Annotated in this window: 20 protein-coding genes; 4 read left to right on the plus strand and 16 right to left on the minus strand. The window is 36.1% G+C overall.

Going from position 1 to position 22,067, the window contains the following annotated elements; all coding sequences use genetic code 11:
• Together ACPYKA_RS07200 and ACPYKA_RS07205 are read right to left on the minus strand one after the other, a co-directional pair.
• A partial coding sequence (locus ACPYKA_RS07200; RefSeq protein WP_479541670.1) for a GGDEF domain-containing protein occupies positions 1 to 1,386 on the minus strand: 1,386 nt, incomplete at its 3' end.
• Positions 1,387 to 1,631: 245 nt separating this feature from the next.
• Entirely contained in the window at positions 1,632 to 2,105 is a 474-nt protein-coding gene (locus tag ACPYKA_RS07205) for a hypothetical protein (RefSeq protein WP_479541671.1), read from the minus strand.
• A 229-nt stretch (positions 2,106 to 2,334) separates the two neighbouring features.
• Here ACPYKA_RS07205 and ACPYKA_RS07210 point away from each other — a divergent pair, with 229 nt between their 5' ends.
• Entirely contained in the window at positions 2,335 to 3,732 is a 1,398-nt protein-coding gene (locus tag ACPYKA_RS07210; RefSeq protein WP_479541672.1) for an NAD-dependent succinate-semialdehyde dehydrogenase, read from the plus strand.
• A gap of 437 nt (positions 3,733 to 4,169) precedes the next feature.
• Here the strand turns inward: ACPYKA_RS07210 and hpaE are convergent, their stop codons facing one another.
• The 5 genes from hpaE to ACPYKA_RS07235 all read right to left on the minus strand — a co-directional run bounded on the left by hpaE (position 4,170) and on the right by ACPYKA_RS07235 (position 10,056).
• Positions 4,170 to 5,663, minus strand: coding sequence for a 5-carboxymethyl-2-hydroxymuconate semialdehyde dehydrogenase (hpaE, locus tag ACPYKA_RS07215; RefSeq protein WP_479541673.1), 1,494 nt, complete (start codon positions 5,661 to 5,663; stop codon positions 4,170 to 4,172).
• A gap of 42 nt (positions 5,664 to 5,705) precedes the next feature.
• Positions 5,706 to 6,626 (minus strand): 2,4-dihydroxyhept-2-ene-1,7-dioic acid aldolase, encoded by a 921-nt coding sequence (gene hpaI, locus ACPYKA_RS07220; protein ID WP_479541674.1) that lies wholly within the window; start codon positions 6,624 to 6,626, stop codon positions 5,706 to 5,708.
• Positions 6,627 to 7,162: 536 nt separating this feature from the next.
• Positions 7,163 to 8,464 carry a TRAP transporter large permease gene (locus tag ACPYKA_RS07225; RefSeq protein WP_479541675.1) on the minus strand — a complete coding sequence of 434 codons (1,302 nt, stop codon included), beginning with the start codon at positions 8,462 to 8,464 and terminating at the stop codon, positions 7,163 to 7,165.
• Positions 8,461 to 8,964: a TRAP transporter small permease gene (locus ACPYKA_RS07230; RefSeq protein ID WP_479541676.1), complete on the minus strand. Its 504-nt coding sequence runs from the start codon at positions 8,962 to 8,964 to the stop codon at positions 8,461 to 8,463. The genes ACPYKA_RS07225 and ACPYKA_RS07230 overlap by 4 nt, the downstream gene beginning before the upstream one ends.
• 18 nt (positions 8,965 to 8,982) lie before the next feature.
• A complete protein-coding gene (locus ACPYKA_RS07235; RefSeq protein ID WP_479541677.1) occupies positions 8,983 to 10,056 on the minus strand; it encodes a TRAP transporter substrate-binding protein in 1,074 nt (357 codons plus the stop codon).
• Between the two features lie 280 nt (positions 10,057 to 10,336).
• Between ACPYKA_RS07235 and ACPYKA_RS07240 the strand changes: the two genes are divergently transcribed.
• Positions 10,337 to 10,972, plus strand: coding sequence for a GntR family transcriptional regulator (locus tag ACPYKA_RS07240; RefSeq protein WP_479541689.1), 636 nt, complete (start codon positions 10,337 to 10,339; stop codon positions 10,970 to 10,972).
• Between the two features lie 473 nt (positions 10,973 to 11,445).
• Here the strand turns inward: ACPYKA_RS07240 and ACPYKA_RS07245 are convergent, their stop codons facing one another.
• From ACPYKA_RS07245 to hpaB, 7 genes are all read right to left on the minus strand, one after another.
• Positions 11,446 to 11,826 (minus strand): 5-carboxymethyl-2-hydroxymuconate Delta-isomerase, encoded by a 381-nt coding sequence (locus tag ACPYKA_RS07245; protein WP_479541678.1) that lies wholly within the window; start codon positions 11,824 to 11,826, stop codon positions 11,446 to 11,448.
• A 29-nt stretch (positions 11,827 to 11,855) separates the two neighbouring features.
• Positions 11,856 to 12,602 carry a fumarylacetoacetate hydrolase family protein gene (locus ACPYKA_RS07250; RefSeq protein WP_479541679.1) on the minus strand — a complete coding sequence of 249 codons (747 nt, stop codon included), beginning with the start codon at positions 12,600 to 12,602 and terminating at the stop codon, positions 11,856 to 11,858.
• Positions 12,599 to 13,387 (minus strand): fumarylacetoacetate hydrolase family protein, encoded by a 789-nt coding sequence (locus tag ACPYKA_RS07255; protein ID WP_479541680.1) that lies wholly within the window; start codon positions 13,385 to 13,387, stop codon positions 12,599 to 12,601. Before ACPYKA_RS07255 ends, ACPYKA_RS07250 begins: the two co-directional genes overlap by 4 nt.
• A 103-nt stretch (positions 13,388 to 13,490) precedes the next feature.
• The gene (locus tag ACPYKA_RS07260; protein WP_479541681.1) at positions 13,491 to 13,958 is read right to left on the minus strand and encodes a flavin reductase family protein; all 468 of its coding nucleotides are present in this window, start codon (positions 13,956 to 13,958) and stop codon (positions 13,491 to 13,493) included.
• Positions 13,959 to 13,980: 22 nt separating this feature from the next.
• Positions 13,981 to 14,808: a bifunctional riboflavin kinase/FAD synthetase gene (locus tag ACPYKA_RS07265; protein WP_479541682.1), complete on the minus strand. Its 828-nt coding sequence runs from the start codon at positions 14,806 to 14,808 to the stop codon at positions 13,981 to 13,983.
• 28 nt (positions 14,809 to 14,836) lie between these two features.
• Positions 14,837 to 15,820, minus strand: a complete 984-nt coding sequence (hpaD, locus tag ACPYKA_RS07270; protein WP_479541683.1) for a 3,4-dihydroxyphenylacetate 2,3-dioxygenase — start codon at positions 15,818 to 15,820, stop codon at positions 14,837 to 14,839.
• 32 nt (positions 15,821 to 15,852) lie between these two features.
• Positions 15,853 to 17,316: a 4-hydroxyphenylacetate 3-monooxygenase, oxygenase component gene (gene hpaB / locus ACPYKA_RS07275; protein ID WP_479541684.1), complete on the minus strand. Its 1,464-nt coding sequence runs from the start codon at positions 17,314 to 17,316 to the stop codon at positions 15,853 to 15,855.
• Positions 17,317 to 17,610: 294 nt separating this feature from the next.
• On the opposite strand from hpaB, the gene ACPYKA_RS07280 reads away from it, so the two are divergent.
• Positions 17,611 to 18,492 carry a LysR family transcriptional regulator gene (locus tag ACPYKA_RS07280; RefSeq protein ID WP_479541685.1) on the plus strand — a complete coding sequence of 294 codons (882 nt, stop codon included), beginning with the start codon at positions 17,611 to 17,613 and terminating at the stop codon, positions 18,490 to 18,492.
• Between the two features lie 87 nt (positions 18,493 to 18,579).
• On the opposite strand, the gene ACPYKA_RS07285 is transcribed toward ACPYKA_RS07280, so the two are convergent.
• Entirely contained in the window at positions 18,580 to 19,122 is a 543-nt protein-coding gene (locus tag ACPYKA_RS07285; RefSeq protein WP_479541686.1) for a D-glycero-alpha-D-manno-heptose-1,7-bisphosphate 7-phosphatase, read from the minus strand.
• A gap of 155 nt (positions 19,123 to 19,277) precedes the next feature.
• A complete protein-coding gene (locus tag ACPYKA_RS07290; RefSeq protein WP_479541687.1) occupies positions 19,278 to 20,873 on the minus strand; it encodes a catalase in 1,596 nt (531 codons plus the stop codon).
• A 135-nt stretch (positions 20,874 to 21,008) separates the two neighbouring features.
• On the opposite strand from ACPYKA_RS07290, the gene ACPYKA_RS07295 reads away from it, so the two are divergent.
• On the plus strand, positions 21,009 to 21,830 hold the full coding sequence (locus ACPYKA_RS07295) for an aldo/keto reductase (protein ID WP_479541688.1): 822 nt from the start codon (positions 21,009 to 21,011) through the stop codon (positions 21,828 to 21,830).
• Positions 21,831 to 22,067 lie beyond the last annotated feature (237 nt).

Genomic DNA, 22,067 nt, shown 5'->3' on the forward strand with positions numbered 1-22,067 from the left:
ATCTTGGCTGTCATCTGCTTCTGATAAAGCGATTCCAACGCTAATAGAAACCGATAATGTACTTATTTCTTTTTCGATTGTTAATGTTTCTTGCAATAAATTAATAATTTTTTGAGCAACGCTTTTTGCTTCATCTTTTGTTGAATCTGGTAAAATAATTGCAAACTCATCTCCACCAAGACGAAATGCTTCATAGTCTTTTCCTACCGCATCCTTAATCGTTTGAGCGATGCGCTTAAGTAAATAATCACCTCGACCATGTCCTAAATAATCATTCACTAATTTAAAGTTATCCAAATCCATCATCAATAACCCAGTAATTTTATCTCTTTTAGCTAATGAATTCTGTAAACAATCATCAAATGCTGCCCGATTCTTTAATTTTGTCAAACTATCATGAAATGCTAAATAAACGGGCTTTGCAAACCAGTTTGCAATTAACGAAGCAACTAATATCGTTACTATTAAAATAACAATTAATTGAGCAATAAATACTTTTAAGTTTTTAAGAAGAAGAAAGTCCAAATAATTTTCATTATATATTAGCTCTACCACTTTCGTTTTGGTGCTACCTTTATCATAAGCAGATTGATACGGGATATAACGATAAACTGCTTCTTTCCCGTTAAATTCATTGTTTATCTCTACAATTTTATTTGTTTCTCTTGCTTGCTCAAAAGCTTTCCTCTGTTCAGGTGTTGCGTCTTGGTTTTTTACAGTTCCAAATGGTAAACCACCAAAGTTTAAAATATTAAGCCCTTCAATTAAGGTAAATTCATTTACTAATTCATCAGCAATTTTTAAAAAATTAAACTCTTGAAAAATTGCTTCATTTTCTAAACTATAGCCTAACTCAATCATATATTTTTTATCATTTGTAGCCATATAGCTGAACTTTTTTACCTCTCCGCTTTTCTGATCAACATCGATTCCATCAATATAAAGTTCACCGGAAGTTCTACGTTCATCGAGGATTGTATTAAACGTTTTACAGCAAACAGAGAAATCCAACCCTACTTCGTTTTCTTCATTACTATAAATTATTTTATTCTCATCATCCAAGATATAAATATCCATGCCTATCTCTTTCGACAATGCAGGAAAATCCCACGTAGAAAAGTTTGGAGTTTCATTGTATTTTTGCTGTAAGTAAGAGGTATGTCTTTTCATTTTTTCCGCGGTTTCTTTATCTAATAGCTCGTACGCTTTATCAATTGTGTGAAGCGCATACTTTACTGATTCCGTAACATGTTCTATATGAAGCTCGTTGTCCGAAATTGTCTGTTGTTTTAAACGTACATAATCCACTGTCGTTATAGTGAACGTAACAACAATTGCAAAAGCGAGTAATACAAGAAATAATTTCAGTTTATATTTAGGTGTCATATTTCTATCGCCGCTTTCCATAGTTCTTTAGATCTAGTCCTTTGCCATTAGTATATCTTATCTTATTCATTGGGACAAATCCATAACTTTCGGTAATTCTACTCCTAAATATGGATTGTCAAAAGAAAAAATCCGCATTACTAGCGGATTTAAAGTTCTAAAAGATTCTATTATTATATCGTTTTGTACGTATTCTCCAATTAAATAGGTGTTTTTAACTATGCAAATATTATTGCTATACCCTACTATTGCCAGGAATTTCTTTCAACTTTTATTTGCTGCTCCTTGCTTATTCCGAAAGTTTTATATCGAATAGTTAATGTTTGAACCGAAGCTAAGTTATCTTTATGGTGATCATCTATGTGAAAGACAAGTCGAAAAGAAGAATCATTTACTTCATAATCGGAAGCTTGGAGATAATTTTCTTTTACCACATCTTCCGTCATAAGATTATTATCTTCAGACAATTGTTGAATGAACGTACTCGTATTTAGTTGTTCGAGCTGAATATCCCCTGTTTCATCTATTATTTCAATCGACTCAATTTTTGGCTTACCAAAACCTTGCCATTCAATATCATATTCCAAATATAATCCTTTTTCAGAAGGAGTGGAAATTGGGGAATGCTGTTCAAAACGTCCTTGATTTATAATAAAAAAAATGATGACTACTAAAGGAAGCGAAAAAATGATAGCTATCGGATATATTTTCCTTCTCATTTTCCTATTCTCCTAAATATCAGATTTTCGAACAAATTATGAATAAACGTCCTTAGGATACCCAACACCATAATAATAAATTCAAAGCAATCAAAGCTTCACATAACAATTGATTTCTGGTCCCTAAATTCCTTAAAATCTGGTACTTTTCTTTCCGTTTATTATAATTCATACTAAAATAGAGTACATTTAAATAGGTTTTATCATTTTACATAAAGGGGTATAAATCATGTCTAACACATTTACAGTTAATAATCCTGCAACTGGAGAAACTTTAGCAACAATTACACGAAACAGTGAAGAAGAGATTAATAAGGCGCTTCAAACAGGTCATGAAGCATTTCAATCTTGGAAAAAGACAAATGCCCATGAACGTAGCCGACTGCTAGAAAAATGGTCGCAATTAATCCAAAAAAATAAACTAGAAATTGCAACGGTTATGACAAAAGAAAACGGAAAACCACTCGCTGAATCGATTGGCGAAGTCGACTATGCAACGAGTTATATTGACTGGTATGCCGAAGAAGCTAAACGTCTTTACGGTCGTACAGTTCCCGCTCATGTAGATAGAAAACGCCTTTTAGTAAGCAAACATCCAATTGGGCTGGTGGCGGCAATTACACCGTGGAATTTTCCGGCAGCGATGATGACCCGTAAAGCCGCCCCTGCACTTGCTGCAGGATGTACGTTTATTGTAAAACCGGCCGAAGAAACACCGTTAACAACAATACGACTTACCGAATTAGCACATGAAGCAGGCATCCCTACAGATGTGATACAATGTGTAAATGGAAAAGGCCGAATCGTTGGGAAAGTATTTACAGATAGTCCTTTAGTGAAAAAATTAACATTTACTGGTTCTACACCCGTTGGAAAGGCTCTAATTAAAGCAAGTGCCGATACAGTAAAAAGTGTTACGATGGAACTTGGTGGTCATGCACCAGTTATTGTTGCAAAAGACGCTGATATAGATAAAGCAGTTGAACAAACAATTGTTACGAAATTCCGTAACGCTGGACAAACTTGTGTCTGTGCCAATAGAATTATTGTTCATGAATCAATTGTTGATGAATTTTCAACTAAACTTGCCGAGAGGACAAAGCAACTTGTCGTTGGTAACGGCTTAAACGAAAATACCGATGTCGGTCCAGTAATTAACGAAGGCAGTTATGAAAAAATAGTTCATCAAATCGAAGACGCCGTAAACAAAGGTGCACAAGTATTAGCTGGTGCAGAGTATGATGTTGATGAGAATACAAAATGCTTCTTCGTTTATCCAACGATTCTTACAAACGTAACAGATGAAATGGAGATCATGCACGAAGAAACGTTTGGTCCTGTTGCTCCAATCACTACGTTTAGTGAAATTGATGAGGCCATTGACATTGCCAACAACACTCCATACGGGCTTGCAGCTTATTTCTTCACAAACGATTATCGAGTTGGAAACTATTTGTTTGATAACCTTGATTATGGGATCATCGGCTGGAATGATGGTGCACCATCGGCAGCCCACATCCCATTTGGTGGAATGAAAGAAAGTGGACTAGGCCGTGAAGGTGGTACGGAAGGAATTGAACCATATCTAGAAACTAAATATTTATCGATTGGAAATTTGATTGATTAATAGCAGATTGAATCCCGAAATTGATTTTTTGATTTTGGGATTTTTATTTCGAACTACTTGCCGTTATATTACGTTGGGCGCTGGTATATTCGTAAATTCGCTGATATTTGATCGGGATCGCTGATATAATTGTAATTTCGCTGATATTTAACCAGGATCGCTGATATAATTGTAATTTCGCTGATATTTGACCAGGATCGCTGATATAATTGTAAATTCGCTGATATTTAACCAGGATCGCTGATATAATTGTAATTTCGCTGATATTTAATCAGGATCGCTGATATAATTGTAATTTCGCTGATATTTGACCCGGGACGCCGTAACGTATTAATTTCTTTTAAGCCCGTTGATTTGATAACCGCAAGTAGAGCTTACCGACATATAATTCAAAAAAATCCTCTAATCAACTTACGATTAGAGGATTTTTTAAATTATTACTTTCCAAACTGAGGTATAGGATTATCTCCAATTGCTACATGAATAATCCTTTTTTCTGTGTAAAAATCAAATCCATAATGTCCACCTTCACGTCCAATACCGGAAGATTTTGAGCCTCCAAATGGTGTCCGTAAATCTCGAACATTTTGTGCATTGACCCAAAGCATTCCTGCTTCAACTTGCTGGGCGACGCGATGGCCGCGTTTAATATCATTTGTCCATACATATCCTGCAAGACCATAATCAATATCATTCGCTAGCTTAATCGCTTCTGCTTCATCTTTGAACGTCATTACTGTTAATACCGGTCCAAAAATCTCTTCCTGTGCTACACGCATACTGTTTTTCACATTAATAATCATCGTTGGTGCAACAAAATTCCCACGTTTAAACTCGTCAGGTATTTCCCGGGTAATTACTTCTGCGCCTTCATCTTTTGCGATCTGTAAATAACTTACTACTTTATCATAATGTTCTGTATGAATAAGTGGACCTACTTCCGTTGTTTCATCTAATGGATCGCCAATTTTAACGTGTTGAACACGTTCTTTTAATGCTTCAATAAATTTGTCTTTAATTCCTTCCTGTAGGAAAAGACGAGAATTTGCTGTACATCTTTCACCATTAAAAGAGAAAATCCCCCATATACAGGCATCTAATGCTCTGTCAAAGTCGGCATCATCAAATACGATGATTGGTGATTTACCACCTAGCTCCATTGATGTCTCCTTCAATGTATCGGCAGCGTTTTTAATAATTGTCGAACCTGTCGTTGTCTCTCCAGTAAAGGAAATAAGTTGTACATCAGCATGTTTTACTAATGCATCGCCTGCCGTTTCACCATACCCGTGAACAACGTTAAATACTCCTTTTGGAAGACCAGCTTTATCAATTACTTGTGCAAGCAAGTTTGCGGATAAAGGAGAAAACTCAGCAGGCTTTAAAATAACAGTATTTCCGGTTGCTAGTGCTGGAGCAACTTTCCAAGTCTCAAGCATAAACGGAGCGTTCCAAGGTGTAATTAGTCCCGCAACTCCTGCCGGAACATTAATCGTATAGTTGATAAACTGATCATCAACTTGATACGCATCACCTACAAGACGGCTTTCTACCATTCTTGCATAAAAGCGGAAATTCTCAGAAGCCCTACTTACCATATTACGAGTTTGTTTGATAGGTAGGCCTGTATCTAACGACTCTAAGTAAGCAATATTTTCCACTTCTTCATCAATTAAATCAGCAATTTTATAAATATAAGCCATTCTCTCTTTTAATTTCATCGTTCTCCAAGGACCATTGTCGAATGCTTCTCTTGCCGCTGCAACCGCTTTGTCAATGTCTTCTTTTCTTCCTTCTTGAACGACATTAATTTTTTCGTTAGTAAAAGGGTTGAAATTTTCGAATGTTTCACCTGCTACACTTTGGACAAATTCGCCATTAATATAAAGCGATATATCAGGTTGTGTAATATGTTGTAAAGTATTAGCCATTTTGCTCACCTATCCTTCATTCTAAAGTTATTTCGCATTTTATTAAACGGATTGTTTATCAAGAATATCCATATTTACTAATGTTTCACGTACTTCCTCTTGTAACTCTTCAGATGGCAATCCGAGCGGTAAGCGAAGTTTTGGAGTAATTTTCCCCATCATACCAAGTGCCGCTTTAGCAACTGTCGGATTTGTATCTTTAAATAGAACATCATTTAAAGGCATTAATTCAAAGTGTAAGTCTTGTGCTTTGGCCACATCGCCCGCTTCCCACGCATTATAAAGTTCAGCAACTTTTTTCGGTTCAACGTTTGCAGTTGCACTGATAAAACCTGCTCCACCGATTGCAAGCATTGGGTAGCATAACAACTCAATTCCTGAATATAATAGAAAATCACGACCACAATTTAATAACACACGATTTACATGTTCAAAATCTTTATTCGATTCTTTGGCACCAATAATATTCGGGCAATCTTCAACAAGACGCTTCATTGTGCTTACTTCCATATTCACTGCTGTACGACCAGGGATATTATAGATAATAATTGGGATTTCTACTGAATCAGCAACTGTTTTAAAATGTGTGTATAGTGCTTCCTGGTTCGGTTTATTGTAGTAAGGAACAATAACCATTGCAGCGTCTACACCGATTTCCTCTGCATATTTCGTTAATTCCATCGTCTCATCGTGGTTTGTAGACCCTGTTCCAGGTGCAAAAAACACACGACCATCGATTGTATCTTTCGCAAGTTTCATCACACGTTTACGTTCTTCAATTGTTAGAGAACTGGGCTCTCCACTTGTTCCTGTTACAGAAATACCGTGGCTTCCACTTTCAATCTGCCAGTCTATTAAATTTTTAAATGTTTCTTCATCGATTGAGCCGTCTTCTTTAAATGGTGTAATAACCGGACAGATGGAACCCCTTAATTTCTTTTTTGCCTCATCATAAATACTCATACATATCTTCTCCTATTCTATTTATATTCTCTAAAAAACTTCCTTAAAAAATTTGTTATATAAATAATATACCAAATAATATATGATTTCAACTATATTTATCTATTTTTTATTTTTCAGACTTGAAATAATTTCATAATCCAATATTTTCCTTTAAAATCCGAAGCCATTAAGTTTAGATATTCGTTTATATTCTAGGTGGCGCTTTCTCCGGGCGACCGTAAAACCTTTGTTCAGCTAAAGCTCCCTAGCATCGGCGGTGGTGCGGTTATATCAACGATGCAAATGATTTTATCAGCTGATGGCGAAATAGAACGGCGTTAACTGTTTTATCTGCGAATTTCCTTGGGATAACGGCGGAGCGCATGTTTATATCAGCGGTAGTGCAACCTTATCGGAGGTGAAAATGATTTATCGGCTGATGACGTAATAGAACGGCTCTAACGTTTTGTCGGCGAGTTACCATTTATAAAGTCGACTCACTTACATAGAATAAACAGTCTACAAAAGTAAACTGTTTATTCCTGTCATTTCAATTATTTCATTAAATCCGGCAAAAATGTTACGATCTCCGGGAAAATAACGACCAATACTAAACACAATATTATTGTGAGCAACATTGGGATAACTCCTTTAAAAATACGCTGAATCGGTATATCTTTTACCACACCACTTATAATATAGACGCTTAAGCCAAGTGGTGGAGTAAGAAGACCCATATTCATGACAAATATCATCACTACTCCAAACCAAATACCGTCAAATCCTAACATTGTTATTAATGGATAGACAACTGGAAGTGTAAGTACGTAAATAGCAATTCCTTCTAAAAACATACCTAGGATAAAATACACGATTAAAATAAATATCATAATTACCATCGCGGGTAATGCTAATTCAGAAACAAATTTAGTAATTGCTACCGGTATTCGGCTTAATGCAAGAAATTTACTAAAGATATCTGCACCAATTAATATGAAAAAGATCATTGCTGTTAATCTTGTTGTTTCGCTTAATGAAGCTTTAAAGTCAGCCCAACTTAATCTTCTCGTAATAACCGCTAAGAGAAATGCTCCAAATGCACCAACGCCACCTGCCTCAGTTGGAGTAAAATATCCAAAATATATACCTCCAACACTTAGAACGAACAAAAATACAAATGGCCAAACACTATTCAAAGATGTCACTTTTTCTTTGAATGGTTTCTTTTCAGTGACCGGTGCGAGTGCCGGATTTCTTAAGACCATTATATAAATAACGATCATAAATAATGCCATCTGTAATAAGCCGGGAACAAGACCAGCGATGAGTAATTTTCCAATCGGCTCCATCGTTAATATACCATATAGTACAAGGATCACACTTGGCGGAATTAAAATACCGAGTGTACCACCTGCAGCCACACAGGATGTAGATAATTCATCGTCATAACGATATTTTTTCATCTCCGGTAAAGCAATTCTTGCCATCGTAGCAGTTGTCGCATTAACGGATCCTGAAATAGCGGAGAACATTGCACTTGTGCCTATTGTTGTAATGGCAAGTCCACCTTTAACATGTCCAATCCAAGCGTCTACGGCTCGATACAAATCATGCCCAAATCCACTATAAGATAAGAACATTCCCATTAAAATAAATAATGGAATCACACTTAACGAATAAGAACTTGCAGTTGAAAATGGTGTTGTTCCCAATTGCACAAGCGCTGAGTCCCATCCCCTAATCAATGCGAGGCCACATGTTCCTACAATGATTAAAGAAATGCTGACGGGAATCCGAATTAGAAATAATACAAGTAATACGATAATCCCTATTATACCTATAACTTCTGGACTCATTTCTTATTCACCGCCAATCCAAAATAGTGAATCGCTTTAAATATTGCTGTAAGAGCAAATATTATAAGCGTAAATGTAATAATAAAAAGAAATAGGTGAACAGAAATAGCCAAATCAGTCGTCGTTGATTTTCTGTCCATCATACGAAGTCCATTATCAAATAAATGGTTAGACATGATGAATAAAATTACCGCTATTACTATTTCTACAATTCCGAGTAACATATTTTTTGCCTTAGCTGAAAATTTATCAACAATAAAATCAATTGTTATATGTTCTCCCTTACGGTGTGTTATTGCTAAAGCAAAAAACACGAGTAAGGCTGCACCGAGTTCTGTCAGTTCGTAAGTTCCTTTTAAAGGCTTATTTAATAGATTTCGACCTAGTACATCAATCGTAATGATTGTCATAATGAATAATAGAAACATGTTCGAAATAAACTGTTGTATGTCAACTATTTTATCCAAAATTTTTTCTGACTTTTCTATCCATTTTGCCATGGTGCCTTCACCCCTAATTTACTTCCCGGTTAGTTCAACTGCACGATCATACAATTCCTGTCCAGGTAACCCTTTTTCTTCAACACTATTAATCCAATTTTCAATTGTCGGATTAATATATTCACTCCATTCTGCTAATTCATCATCACTTAATTCATAGATTTCTACGCCTTTTTCTTTTGCCTGTTCAATAGCTTCTTGTCCAAACTGATCAAAAACTTCACCTGTTTTTTCTATCATTTTATCACCGGTTAATTCTTGAATCGTTTCCTGATCTTCGGGGCTAAAGCTATTAAAAACATCTTCATTCATAACAACGAACATGGTAGTAGAATAGAAGTTTCCAACTGTTGCGTACTTGATTACTTCATCTAATCCCCATGTTTTTACTGCTTCCCATGGTGCAATTGTTCCATCAACAACCCCACGTTCTAATGCTTCAAAATTTTCATTCATTGGCATAGAGACAGGTGTCGCTCCAAGTGCTTCTAACCACTCACTTGTTTCTGGGGAAGGGGAACGGATTCTCATTCCTTTTAGATCATCAATACTTTTAACAGGCTTGTCCACTGTATATAATTGAGCCGGATCGGTTGTATAAAGCCATAATGGTACAGTACCTGCATACTCATCATTAAACTCCTCAAATTCGTTATACAATTCCCATAATGTTTTAGATCCTTCTACTGAAGATTCTGACATAAATGGCAATTCCATCACAGAAGTCATCGGGAACTGATTTGGTGTGTAACCGTGTACACTTAAACCAAAATCAACAGACCCAGTCGCAGCTGCATCAAAATGTTCATCTGGAGCCGCTAGTGATGCACCCGGATAAGATGTAATTTGAATTCTTCCATCCGTTGCGTCATCTAATTCGGCCGCAAATTGTTGAACCTCTTCTTCCATGAAATGTGTTGGTGGGAAAAAGTGTGAAAAATCTAATTCATATTCTTCTCCACTGGAACTATCTTTATCATTTTTAGCATCCGCTGCATCATCATTTCCCCCGCATGCTGCCAAAAATAAAATACCCAAAATAGCTAGTAACGGAAGGGAACTTTTCATTTTTTCTGTTAAGTTGTTACACATTTACCTCACTCCTTTTGTTGATATGTAGTTCTTTTTTCAGATTAAAGCGTTTTCAAAGATAACTTAAAAAAATATCCCTTCAATTGTCCCCCTTTTTTATTTTTCTTAATGTCAATCATATATTATTAAATATATGTTATCAAGTAGTTTTGACAAAAAATTTGCACTTTTTCACATGCCTATCGTACTTGTCACATATTTTCCATAATCTATTCACAGGAAGTTTGTTGCAATAATATATCAATTCTTATATATTTAATATATGATTAATAATAAAAAGATGAACAAAAGACAATACGCATACCAAGTTATCCGATCTAGAATTCTTGATGGAACATATGTGCCAGGGCAACGAATAATAATCGATCAAATTGCGAAGGAGGTTAATTCCAGTCATATACCTGTTCGTGAAGCCATTCATCAATTGGAGTCTGAACAATTAATTGATTACGAACCTAATATTGGAGCCATAGTTAAAGGAATTAACGATTCACTTTATATGGAAACGTTACAAGTTTTAGCTTTACTAGAAGGTTATGCAACTGCTTTAAGTGCGCCTCATATAGATATGTCAGGAATTCAAAAATTAAAAGAAATTAATTTACGAATGAGTGAATACTTACAAAATTATGAGCTAGATAAAATTGCTGATGTTAACAGAGAATTTCATTACTTTATTTACTCTTTTTGTCCGAATGAATTACTTCTTGTTAAGATCAAAGAAATGTGGGAACGTCTCGATGTAGTTCGTAATTCAGGGTTTAGATTTTTCCCTAAACGAACTCCTCATTCAATTGATGAACACAATAAAATCATCGAGCTCATTGAAAAAAATGCGGATTCTAAAGAAATTGAAACATTTACAAGAAAACATAAGCTCAATACATTAGAAGCATTTAAACATCGAAATGATTAAAAAGTTTTCTTAAAAGCTATCGAGGAGGTACTCGATAGCTTTTTTAACTGGGTAGATTCTGAGACATTCCCCATATATAAATTATAAGGTCATAGGTAAGTTCTGCGGGTTCTTCTCATTAATTTTCACCTTGAACGAAGGCGCGGGTGGTCGCCGCGACGTTCTTCTCATAAGTTTTCACTTAGAACGAAGGCGCGGGTGGTCGCCGCGACGTTCTTCTCATAAGTTTTCACTTAGAACGAAGGCGCGGGAGCTCGCCGCGACGCTCTTCTCATTAATTTTCACTTAGATCAAAGGCACGGGAGAGCACCGCGACGCTCTTCTCATTAATTTTCACTTAGATCAAAGGCGCGGGAGAGCACCGCGACGCTCTTCTCATTAATTTTCACCTTGAACGAAGGCATGGGAGGTCAACGCAAAACTAAATAATGAGCACAATTGCAAATCAGAGGATTTCAGTCCACGCTTATGTGTTATTTATACCGCAAGTGGATATTGTTTTGTTTATAGGTCGGTCTTGTGAATTCATGGATTTCCAACGATAATGCCAAGTAGCGTTTCTCAAAAATCCCCGCAAAATGATCTTTCACTGTTTTAAAAAGGTCATCGCATACTCTCTTAATATCTTCCTCTGTGCGTCCACTACCGAGTTTTAATATAACATGGACAAAAGCATCATCTTCACTTCCATCTGCTACACGGTAGTCTTTTAATTCAATCGCTCTCGTTCGTAGCCCTCCAATTGGAATGACATCTTGATGTTGTAGTAACGTATCATTAGCTTTTTTTAATAATGACGGAATATCTGATTCATCCTTTATATTGTCTGTATACTCAAAAGTTAAGTGTGGCATGCATATTTCCCCTTTTTTTATTTTGTAGATTAATAATCTTCACCAACAATTGTATTCACTAGTCTGCCAATACCTTCAACTTCTGTTATTACCACGTCACCAACTTTTGTATCAACCGAACCTTTGGGAGTCCCTGTTAAAATGAGGTCATTTTCGTTTAATGTCATAAAGGAACTTAAATATTCGATTAGTTCAGGAATGCCAAACACCATGTCCGCAGTTGTTCCTTCTTGTTTTATCTCTCCGTTAATGTACGTACGTAAAGTTAAATTCATCGGATCTTCAATAGCTTCTTTATCGACAAACCATGGCCCAATCGGTGTACATGTATCCCGGTTTTTCACTCGTAAATTTGGACGATAATAATTTTCTAAATAGTCACGAATCGCATAGTCATTCGCAATTGTATATCCTGATACATAGTCATAAGCGTTTTCTTTTTTTATATTTTTTCCCGTTTTACCAATCACAACGGCGAGTTCACACTCATAATGCATAAATGTTACATCGCTTGGACGTACCGTATGCCCATGATGACCGATAAATGTATTAGGACCTTTTAAGAAAACTAACGGTTCTGTTGGAGCTTTAAAAGATAGTTCAGCGGCATGGTCTGCATAATTAAGTCCTAGCGTAAATACAGTTTGTGGCTCAACTGGTGGTAACCAGACAACATCTTTTTCTTCCACAATTCGCCCATCATTTAGTCTTACTTTACCGTTAACTTCTGTCGCATCTTGAATTAGTCCGCCGAAACTTACTCGTGCACGCTTCATGCTAAATCTCCTCCTATGACATCATTTTCTGGGATAATTCTATTTTCAATTGCTCCAATACCTTCAATTTCGATTTTTACTAAATCATTTTCTTTTACCTGTGGTGCATTTTCCGGAACACCTACTAGTAAAACATCTCCTTTATTTAATGTCATAAATTCTGTTACATCAGCAAGTAGTTTTTCAACGGAACGAATTAAATTTTTTGTAGTGTTTTCTTGTTTTACTTCTCCGTTTACAGATACGGTAATATGTAAATCATTTGGGTTTTGGACCGACTCACGTGCAGTAATCCACGGGCCAATCGGACAAAAGCCGTCGCGCGCTTTTTCCTTTACAGCTGGACGGTGAACACTTTCATGGGGAATACTTACATCATTAACAACCGTATAACCAGCGACATAATCGAGTGCATTTTGTTCTGATATTTTTGTTGCCGTTTTTCCAATCACGATGCCAAGTGCTGCTCCCATTTCAAGAGCTTCTACATCTTGAGGAAGAGGGATTGCCTTTCCATGACTAATGAATGTATTCTTTGGCTTTATATATAAAACAGGAGCTTTAGGTGGATTTTTATACGGATCTTCACTCATTGAAGGTTCTAGTTTTTCAAATGCCCCTTGATAGTTCAAAAGGGTGCCATATAATGTTCCATTCACTGGTACATCAAATGGTAATGTATCTGTCTGATAGTCAATCCCTTGAATTTCTACTGTTTCCCGATCTTGAACTCGCCCCTCAAGCAATTGTTCTATTCCGCGTAATTTTAACTTTATTGTCTGCATTACCGATCAACTCCTCGTATTTTCTTTTATACAATTAGTAGCTTTAAGCTATACTTCGTCACAAAGAGACCAGCAAAAAACTGGTCTCTTTTCTCTATTCTGATTAACTTACAACTGAATTTATTCCATATCTTCCTGCGTAGAATGTTAGTGGATCTCCCTCCGTTGTTTTAATATCAATTACTCTACCAATAAACAACGTATGATCTCCTACTACATAAGAAGTATCTAAGTCGCATACAACAGAAACTAATGCTTCTTGAATTATCGGAATTCCTTCGATAAATCCAAAATCAATTTCTCTTTCTTCTTTCGTTTGTCCCGCAAAATGCATCGATATATCCTGTTGTTTATCGGAAAGAATATTCACAGCAAATTGTTGAGATTCTTTTATTTTATCAAGCATATTTGCACGATTATCGACCGAGATAGTAATTAATTTAGGAGTGAGTGATACCGACATAAATGCATTTGCTGTCATTCCATGTACTTCATCTTTTGTTTGCGTTGTAATAACCGTTACACCTGTTGCAAACCTGCCCATCGCATTTCTAAACGTTCGATCATCCATCTATCGTCCCTCCCTAATTTTGTTAAACTAAAACTGCTCGCTTTACTCTTAATCTATTTAAAAACTCAATAGTAAGTTCTTCTTTTAAGTCCGAAGTTTCTAGATCATAAATAATTAGTTCATTTTTTAAATTGGTTAAAATAGTAAACTCTCCAACATATACTTCTTTATTAATAATAATATTAACTTCATAAATTCCTGGTTTTGGTAAAATGTATCGATCAGTAATATCAACCGAGAAAGTGTTATCCATCTGAGAAGACTCATCGATCAAGGCTTTTACTTGATAATTCATTCCCAAATAATGAGGAACTATTTCTACATTGCCTTTACCAAGTAACTTCCGTGTTTCTGTTGAGCTAATTTTCGTATTTAAATATGTCTTTTGTGGTACAACGGTCAATTCAAAGTCACCTTTGAATGATTCTCTTTCCAGAACTTTCGTGTTACCTTGCGCCCTAAAACCAAAAGTAAAATCAAAACCAACTACGACATGTTTTACGTTCATACCAATAATGTATTTATTAATAAAATCCATAGGAGGAAGGGAAGCGAACTTTCTATCAAACTTCATTACATATAATTTATCTATACCACATTGTGAGATTTTAGTTATTTTTTCTTGTAAAGGTGTTAAATATTTCCTGTTAGAATCCCCTTTTATTACCTCATCAGGATGTGGGCTAAACGTTAATGCAGAGCTTTTAATTCCTAGCTTTCTTGCTTGCTCTTTTGCATGTTTAAATAATGCTTGGTGGCCTAAATGTACACCATCAAAAAAACCAATCGCCATCACATGGGGTTCCAAGTTTTTTAATGTACTCAAATGTGTGAGATAAATTACTTCCATTTCCCTTCTCCTTTCAAACTACAGCCAATCACATGGTAAAGTCAGGCTTGTAAAGTGTTAATGTTGCTTTTTCTTGTTTTACTTCTTCACCAGTTATAACGTGTAAGAACGTTGACGCTTCATCGAACCAGCTATCTGGTGCTTCATGACCCCAGAATGTTTGACGTGTCTTATCATGAACACTCCAGCGTTTTGGTTCAAAATCTCCATCACCTGTAAAGTAGTCTCCAAAATAAAATTCAATTCGGTGTCCATCTGGATCGCGCAAGTATAAGAAAAATGCGTTTGACAATCCATGTCTTCCTGGTCCTCTCTCGATACTATCAGCCATCCCCATTGAAGCTAAAACATCACAAGCATGAATTAAAGCGAGTGGGTCTGGCAACCAAAATCCGATATGATGAAGCAAAGGTCCATCACCATTCATAAATGCCTGATCATGTACATTCCCTTTCCGGTGCGTCCAAATGGCCCATAAACTTCCTTCATCATCTTCTGTATATTCTGAACTTCTGAATCCAAATTCTTGATTATAAAAATCATACGCTTTTTGAACATCTGGCACTAAACAGTTTAAATGGTCGATACGCTGTACTCTTGCACCTTTGTGTAAGTCATAACGTTGTAATAAACTTTCCACTTTATCCATCTCTGCAAAAAACTCTAAGGAAAGTCCTGAAACGTCTTGCACACGTAAAGCTCTGCCAATTGCATGTTGCTCGCCTTTTTCTAACCATGTATAAGGAAGGTTATTTTTAATTGCAACTTGCTCAATTTGATCTAAATCTGCATCCGCATACACTTTATAACTGATTACTTCAACAGCTGGCTTATCTGCTTTTTTCAGCAAGAGGCTATGATGCCCTTGTTCCTCATATCCTCGTAAATAAATACTATTTTCATCAGATTCCGTCTCCACAAAACCTAAAGCGTCAACATAAAATTTTCTCGAAGCATTCAAATCGGTTACATGTAACACGGCTCTTCCAGTTCTCGTAATATCAAAACTCATTTCGTTATCCCCCTAACTTTTATCGGTTTTAATCATTTACTTGGTTGTTTGGTTGCTTCTTTTAAAAAATCTGCTACACGCTGTTTATATGGTTCTTTTTCAAAATTATCAAAGTAAGTCATTCCCATACGAACTGGATCTCCAAAGAAGTAGTATTCGTAATGGTTTTGTCTGGATCCGAATGCACTTGCAGTTAAGTCCCAAGCGAGACGGAATAATTGCACACGCTCATATCCGTTTAGATTTTTAGATTGTAATCCACGTTCAATAATTGGTCCAATGTCTTCGTTTGCAAAATCAGCTTCAGTTGGAATTCCAGTTAGTCCTGATGCTGCAAGTACCCGAATGATTTCGGTTAAAGATGGATAAATACGCGGGTACCAGTTTCGTGCTGCATCAAGTGCTGCAAAGTCAGGGTTCATTGTTCCGTATTTATCGAGTTTTGCATTATGTTCAGCCCGATATAGATGTGACCGCATTGTTTCAAGTGTAATCATAATATCGCGACCTTTGTCTTTGACATGTTGGAACTGGTCAATTCCGATCGCGTCCATAATACTAAGCGCTACCCCTAAAATAAACTCTGTTTTTACAATTGCTTTAGCAACAACTTGGTGTGACATATGAACTACCGCATTTGTTTCGCCGAATGTACGGTTACAAACAGAAGAGTTACCGCAAACAAAAACTTTTTCCCAAGGGATGAAAACGTTGTTAAACGAAATAATTGTATCTCCTTCTTCATAACGGGAGGATAATGGATAATCCCATTTGTTATCTTTGTAATCCCATGGTTCACGGCTAATATGAGTAATTCCAGGTGCGTTGTTCGGTACAACAAACGCTAGTGAATATGGATCATCTAATTCTCCAGCTTTTTTAACCGTTGACGGGAATACTAATGTTTCATCAGTGATTGCTCCTTGAGTTGCAAGTAAACGAATACCGTCAACAATAATTCCGTCTGAACGTTCTTCTACTAAATGTAGGGCAACATTTGCGTCTTTTTGTTCATGCTGCGCTTTTGCACGGTTTACTTGTGGATGAATTAATGTATGTGTCAAACTAATATCGTTTTCACGAGCATACTCATAATAATCACGAGCGTTCTTCGCAAAACGTGGATCTGCTTCAGCAAATAAATCGTTATTCATTCCCATCGCCATTACTTCCGCGTTAAGATAGTCTGGTGCACGACCCATCATTCCATTATGTGAACGTGCCCATTCTTGAATTGCCTCTCTTCTTGCGATTAAATCATCAATTGTTGTCGGGTGTTTGAATGTCATTCCTACTTTATCTCCAGTAGTTGGAGATGTGTACAACATTTTATCCGCCTTTTCGTGTTGCAAATCATATAGTTTAGCCATCGAATCAATAACGTTTTTAAACGCTGGATGTGTCGTTACATCCTCTACTTTCTCACCATTTGCATATACATTATTTTTAGCCTTCTGTAATCTCTCTTTATATTCCTTACCTGTTTTAGCTCCCATTTGGTAAATTCCTCCTTAAAGTTGTAAAATTTTCGCCTTTAGATTTTTGGTGTATAATAACTATAACAGCGCTTTCATTTACATTTTTATACATCACCTCTTTGTATCGTTTTCTGTACATTTAGAATAGGATTAATTTAAAAAACGAATTAAAAACACAACTTGGAAATGAAAACCTTTTCCATGTAATTTTTTGTATTAATCTCATTATCATATATGCTATGATATATGTAAAATATTAAAATTGTTTGTTTTCTATATTAAAATCATATACTAGTGAGGTGAACTCGTCCAATGAACATTAAACAGCTACGGTATTTTTATGAAATTGCAAATGAAGGTCAAATTACAAGAGCAGCCAAAAAACTACATATCGCCCAGCCACCGCTAAGTCAAGCATTAAAAGCATTGGAAGCAAATCTCGGTGTCCTTTTATTTGAAAGAAATGGCAGACAGATGGAATTAACAGAAGCAGGTAAAGTTTTATATGAAAAGGCAAAGACAATATTTTATAAAATTGACGAAACAATTATTGAAGTGAAAGAAACAGGAAAAGGAGTTCGAGGAACTTTATCTATCGGGTGCAATAAATCTTGTTTTTCTCATATCCCCAAAAAAATAAGCATTTACCAGCAAAGTTTTCCAAAAGTAAAGTTTCAGTTAATAGAAGGGGATTCTTATTTTTTAGCGAAACAATTAATCGAAAGAGAGATTGAATTAGCATTTATACGCCTACCTATAGACATGAATGGCTTTGACTTTCTCGAACTACCGTCTGAAGAGTACGTAGCTGTTGTCCATAATAATTGGATTGATGATCCAACTAGGACTAGTATCTCTATGAAAGACCTTGCAAAAATTCCACTTTTATTATTACACCGAATCAGAGGTGTAGGACAATTTGAAATTATTATGGATAAATTTATGGAGGAAGGATTAAAACCAACTATTCTTTGTGAATCACCAAACGTAGATATGTTATTGGATCTTATAAATGAGGGGCTTGGGGCTACAATTGTTCCACAATCCACTTTGTTAAAACAGAATACAAAAAATGTATCCGTTTTAAAAATAGTAAATACAACCATTGTTTCTAAATCAGCCATCATTTGGTTAAAAGACAGATATATATCCAAAAGTGCAGAAAGGTTTATAGAATTGTTTGAACAGAAATAATAATTTTTAATAAACTTGTACAAGCTTTTTATCAAAAAAAGAATCCATCCTTCAGTTATTTTTGCGAAGCGTTGGATTCTTTTGATTTTATTTGAAAGCATCTTCATGATTTTGTTCAAGCCAACTCGAAAATTCTAATAAATCTCTAAATTTTAAATCCGCATTTGCTTGTTCCTTTCGAGTCCCTACCAAAACAGTCTTTACTCCTGCTTCTTTTCCTGCTTCAATATCAGGTGCCCTATCACCAACTAGATAACTTTTCGCTAAGTCTATCTTATGTTTTTTGGCCAAGTTAAAAATCATTTCTGGCTTAGGCTTCCGGCATATGCAACCTTCATTTGGTTTATGAGGACAATACGCGATATCATCGATTTTGGCATCAAATAGAGATAAGTCTTGTTGCATCTTCGCATGAATATCTTCTAACGCAGTTTCTTTCATATGCCCGAGTCCTATGCCTCCTTGGTTTGTGACAACGAATACTTTGTAATTTAAATTGTTCAATTTTTTAATTGCCTCACCTACACCGTCAAGTAAATAGAAATCTTTCGGTTTATTGACAAATTTTACACGATGACTGAGTACTTCATTTATCACACCATCTCGATCAAGAAAAACTGCTTTATCCACAACGAACCCCCGTATCATTGCCTTAAAATTCATGTTTTGTGTAGCAATTACTCTCAAAATTTAGCTGTTTTGACAACTATTCAGTGAATGAAATGAATTAGCGCTGGAACACACAAACAACGAATGATCAAACTGAAGTGTCAGTGCAACCCTAATTAATAAGGTTCTGCATCTTTCCCCTTATCAACTGCTTGTTCCGGTGCCTTTTCCGCATCTTTATACCCGAGTGGATTTTTACTTGTCCCATCTTTTGGCGCTTTTTCAAGACCTTCACGAAGACGACGTCCATACTCTTCATCCGCTTGTTCAGCTAAAGCAATCATTTTATCCTGAATTCTTTGATCGCATGTGGAAAGATCATTAACCAAATTGGAAATTAATTCATCTCTTTCCCAATCTTCAAAACGTCTATACGTTTCGCCTGCTTGCTTCGTGTTGTCATCTCGATCAATCGATTCACGAACCAAGTTTCCTTCCACATGCGGGGTATGTTCTGTCCCTACTTGTTCTGCTTCTTTTAGCCCTCCCAAAATAGATGGCTCGTAATTCACATGTGGATTTTTCTTACCTTTAGCTTCTGCTTCATACCGCATAAAACCGCCTTCTTGATTCGTCGCGACTCGTTTTTTGGCAGCATTAATTGGTAATTGTAAATAGTTTGCTCCGATTCGGTAGCGTTGTGTATCGGAATAAGAAAATGTACGTCCTTGCAGCATTTTATCATCGGAAAAATCGAGTCCATCAACGAGGACACCTGTTCCAAATGCAGACTGTTCCACTTCCGTGAAATAGTTTTCAGGGTTCTTATTTAATACCATCCGACCTACCGGCAACCACGGAAATTGATCATCTGGCCATAATTTTGTATCATCAAGCGGATCAAAATCAAGTTCTGGATGTGGACCATCTTCCATTATTTGGACGAATAATTCCCACTCCGGATATTCTCCACGTTCAATCGCCTCATACAAATCTTGAGTAGCATGATTAAAATTTTTACCTTGAATTTTTTCCGCTTCTTTTTGCGTTAAATTTTTGATTCCTTGTTTTGGTTCCCAATGATATTTGACCAAAACCGCTTTTCCTTCATTGTTCACCCATTTATACGTATTTACTCCAGAACCTTGCATCATCCGGTAATTGGCTGGGATGCCCCACGGTGAATAAATAAACGTAACCATATGAAATGACTCAGGAGAATTTGCACAAAAATCAAAGAACCGTTCACTATCTTGATAATTCGTTATGGGATCCGGTCTAAATGCATGGATCATATCTGGAAATTTCATCGCATCACGGATGAAGAAAATTTTTATATTATTTCCTACTAAGTCCCAGTTACCATCTTCCGTATAAAACTTTACAGCAAATCCTCGTGGGTCCCGAACTGTCTCTGGTGAATGAGTTCCATGAACAACTGTTGAAAAACGGACAAAAACAGGTGTCTTTTTTCCTTTTTCTTGAAATACTTTTGCACGAGTATATTTAGAGACCGGCTCGTCCCCTACTGTTCCATATGTTTCAAAAAACCCATGCGCACCTGCACCACGAGCATGGACGATTCTTTCCGGTATTTTTTCTCTGTCAAAATGACTTATTTTTTCAATAAAATCATAGTTCTCCAACATCGCTGGCCCTCGGTTACCGACAGTACGTATATTTTGATTATTCGTAACAGGATGCCCCTGTCTTGTTGTTAATGTATCATCATGTTCAATATTTGTTTCATGATTTTCATTTTCTTTTGCCATAGTACTCGTCCTTTCCTTCTAAAACAACCTAATTTTAGCATATTTACTTTAACCAAAATGAAAGGAATTATGCATTTTCCCCTACGTATTATGATAAGCTAGAAACTAAGAAAGTTTAGAAAGGATGGACTATTTATGAACTACATAACGTTAAATAATCTTGTACGTATTCCCCAACTTGGACTCGGTGTGTATAAGGTTTTAAATGAAGAAGTATCTGATGTTGTTTCACACGCATTAAAGGTTGGATACCGCTCCATTGATACTGCACAGTTTTACGAAAATGAAGAAGGAGTTGGGAAAGCACTTAAAAAAAGTGACATACCACGTGAAAATCTGTTTATAACAACAAAAGTGTGGAATAGCCATCATGGATATGAAAAAACCTTACAAGCATTTGAGGAAAGCCTAGAAAAACTAGCTCTTGATTATTTAGATCTTTATCTGATTCATTGGCCTACTCCAATGTACGACAACTATATTGAGACTTATAAAGCATTGGAAAAGTTATATAAAGAAGGCCGAGTTAAAGCAATCGGTGTTAGTAATTTTCATATTGAACATCTCGAGCGGCTACTTAATGAATGTGAAATTACACCTGTATTAAATCAAGTTGAATGCCATCCATATTTACAACAAAAAGAATTAAAAGCATTTTGTAGAAAACATAATATTTACATTGAATCTTGGAGTCCTTTAGCAAAAGGACGCTTACTCGGAGACAAAACTATTCAAAAAATCGCCAACAGATACAGTAAAACACCTGCACAAGTTGTTCTGCGTTGGCATATACAGGAAAATTCCATCGTTATCCCAAAATCAATTACTCCATCACGAATTCGTGAAAATTTCCAAGTATTTGATTTTGAATTAAGTGAGGAAGACATGAAAGAGATAGCAAAATTAGATCGCGGAGAAAGAACCGGCCGTGACCCAAATGTAATGGATATGAGGTAAATGGTTTGGCTAGTACAAAATGATTTATTTTTATTTCAACAGGTGTATCTTAATATTGTAGATGAAGGATACTGTTGAATAGTGAAAATTTGTTAAGGTAGTTGGTATACCGTTGATTTCCGCCTCCGGGCAGTACGCTTTCCGCGGGCACGGCTTCAGCCTCCGAAGCAGAAACCCACTGCTTCTGAGTCTTCAGACACGTGCTTTTCCCGCAGGAGTCGACTGCCCTCCAGCTCC

It is taken from the genome of Pseudogracilibacillus amylolyticus (SeqCode), from assembly GCF_051918545.1.
Lineage (GTDB): Bacteria > Bacillota > Bacilli > Bacillales > Amphibacillaceae > Pseudogracilibacillus.

What these genes read in the sequence shown, in the direction of transcription:
- hpaD (WP_479541683.1), bottom strand. Translation starts at nt 15,820, where the DNA reads ATGAGTTTTGATATTACGAGAACTGGAAGAGCCGTGTTACATGTAACC.
- ACPYKA_RS07225 (WP_479541675.1), bottom strand. Translation starts at nt 8,464, where the DNA reads ATGAGTCCAGAAGTTATAGGTATAATAGGGATTATCGTATTACTTGTA.
- ACPYKA_RS07245 (WP_479541678.1), bottom strand. Translation starts at nt 11,826, where the DNA reads ATGCCACACTTAACTTTTGAGTATACAGACAATATAAAGGATGAATCA.
- hpaE (WP_479541673.1), bottom strand. Translation starts at nt 5,663, where the DNA reads ATGGCTAATACTTTACAACATATTACACAACCTGATATATCGCTTTAT.
- ACPYKA_RS07230 (WP_479541676.1), bottom strand. Translation starts at nt 8,964, where the DNA reads ATGGCAAAATGGATAGAAAAGTCAGAAAAAATTTTGGATAAAATAGTT.
- ACPYKA_RS07240 (WP_479541689.1), top strand. Translation starts at nt 10,337, where the DNA reads ATGAACAAAAGACAATACGCATACCAAGTTATCCGATCTAGAATTCTT.
- ACPYKA_RS07295 (WP_479541688.1), top strand. Translation starts at nt 21,009, where the DNA reads ATGAACTACATAACGTTAAATAATCTTGTACGTATTCCCCAACTTGGA.
- ACPYKA_RS07280 (WP_479541685.1), top strand. Translation starts at nt 17,611, where the DNA reads ATGAACATTAAACAGCTACGGTATTTTTATGAAATTGCAAATGAAGGT.
- ACPYKA_RS07250 (WP_479541679.1), bottom strand. Translation starts at nt 12,602, where the DNA reads ATGAAGCGTGCACGAGTAAGTTTCGGCGGACTAATTCAAGATGCGACA.
- ACPYKA_RS07210 (WP_479541672.1), top strand. Translation starts at nt 2,335, where the DNA reads ATGTCTAACACATTTACAGTTAATAATCCTGCAACTGGAGAAACTTTA.
- hpaI (WP_479541674.1), bottom strand. Translation starts at nt 6,626, where the DNA reads ATGAGTATTTATGATGAGGCAAAAAAGAAATTAAGGGGTTCCATCTGT.
- ACPYKA_RS07255 (WP_479541680.1), bottom strand. Translation starts at nt 13,387, where the DNA reads ATGCAGACAATAAAGTTAAAATTACGCGGAATAGAACAATTGCTTGAG.
- ACPYKA_RS07260 (WP_479541681.1), bottom strand. Translation starts at nt 13,958, where the DNA reads ATGGATGATCGAACGTTTAGAAATGCGATGGGCAGGTTTGCAACAGGT.
- ACPYKA_RS07290 (WP_479541687.1), bottom strand. Translation starts at nt 20,873, where the DNA reads ATGGCAAAAGAAAATGAAAATCATGAAACAAATATTGAACATGATGAT.
- hpaB (WP_479541684.1), bottom strand. Translation starts at nt 17,316, where the DNA reads ATGGGAGCTAAAACAGGTAAGGAATATAAAGAGAGATTACAGAAGGCT.
- ACPYKA_RS07235 (WP_479541677.1), bottom strand. Translation starts at nt 10,056, where the DNA reads ATGTGTAACAACTTAACAGAAAAAATGAAAAGTTCCCTTCCGTTACTA.
- ACPYKA_RS07205 (WP_479541671.1), bottom strand. Translation starts at nt 2,105, where the DNA reads ATGAGAAGGAAAATATATCCGATAGCTATCATTTTTTCGCTTCCTTTA.
- ACPYKA_RS07265 (WP_479541682.1), bottom strand. Translation starts at nt 14,808, where the DNA reads ATGGAAGTAATTTATCTCACACATTTGAGTACATTAAAAAACTTGGAA.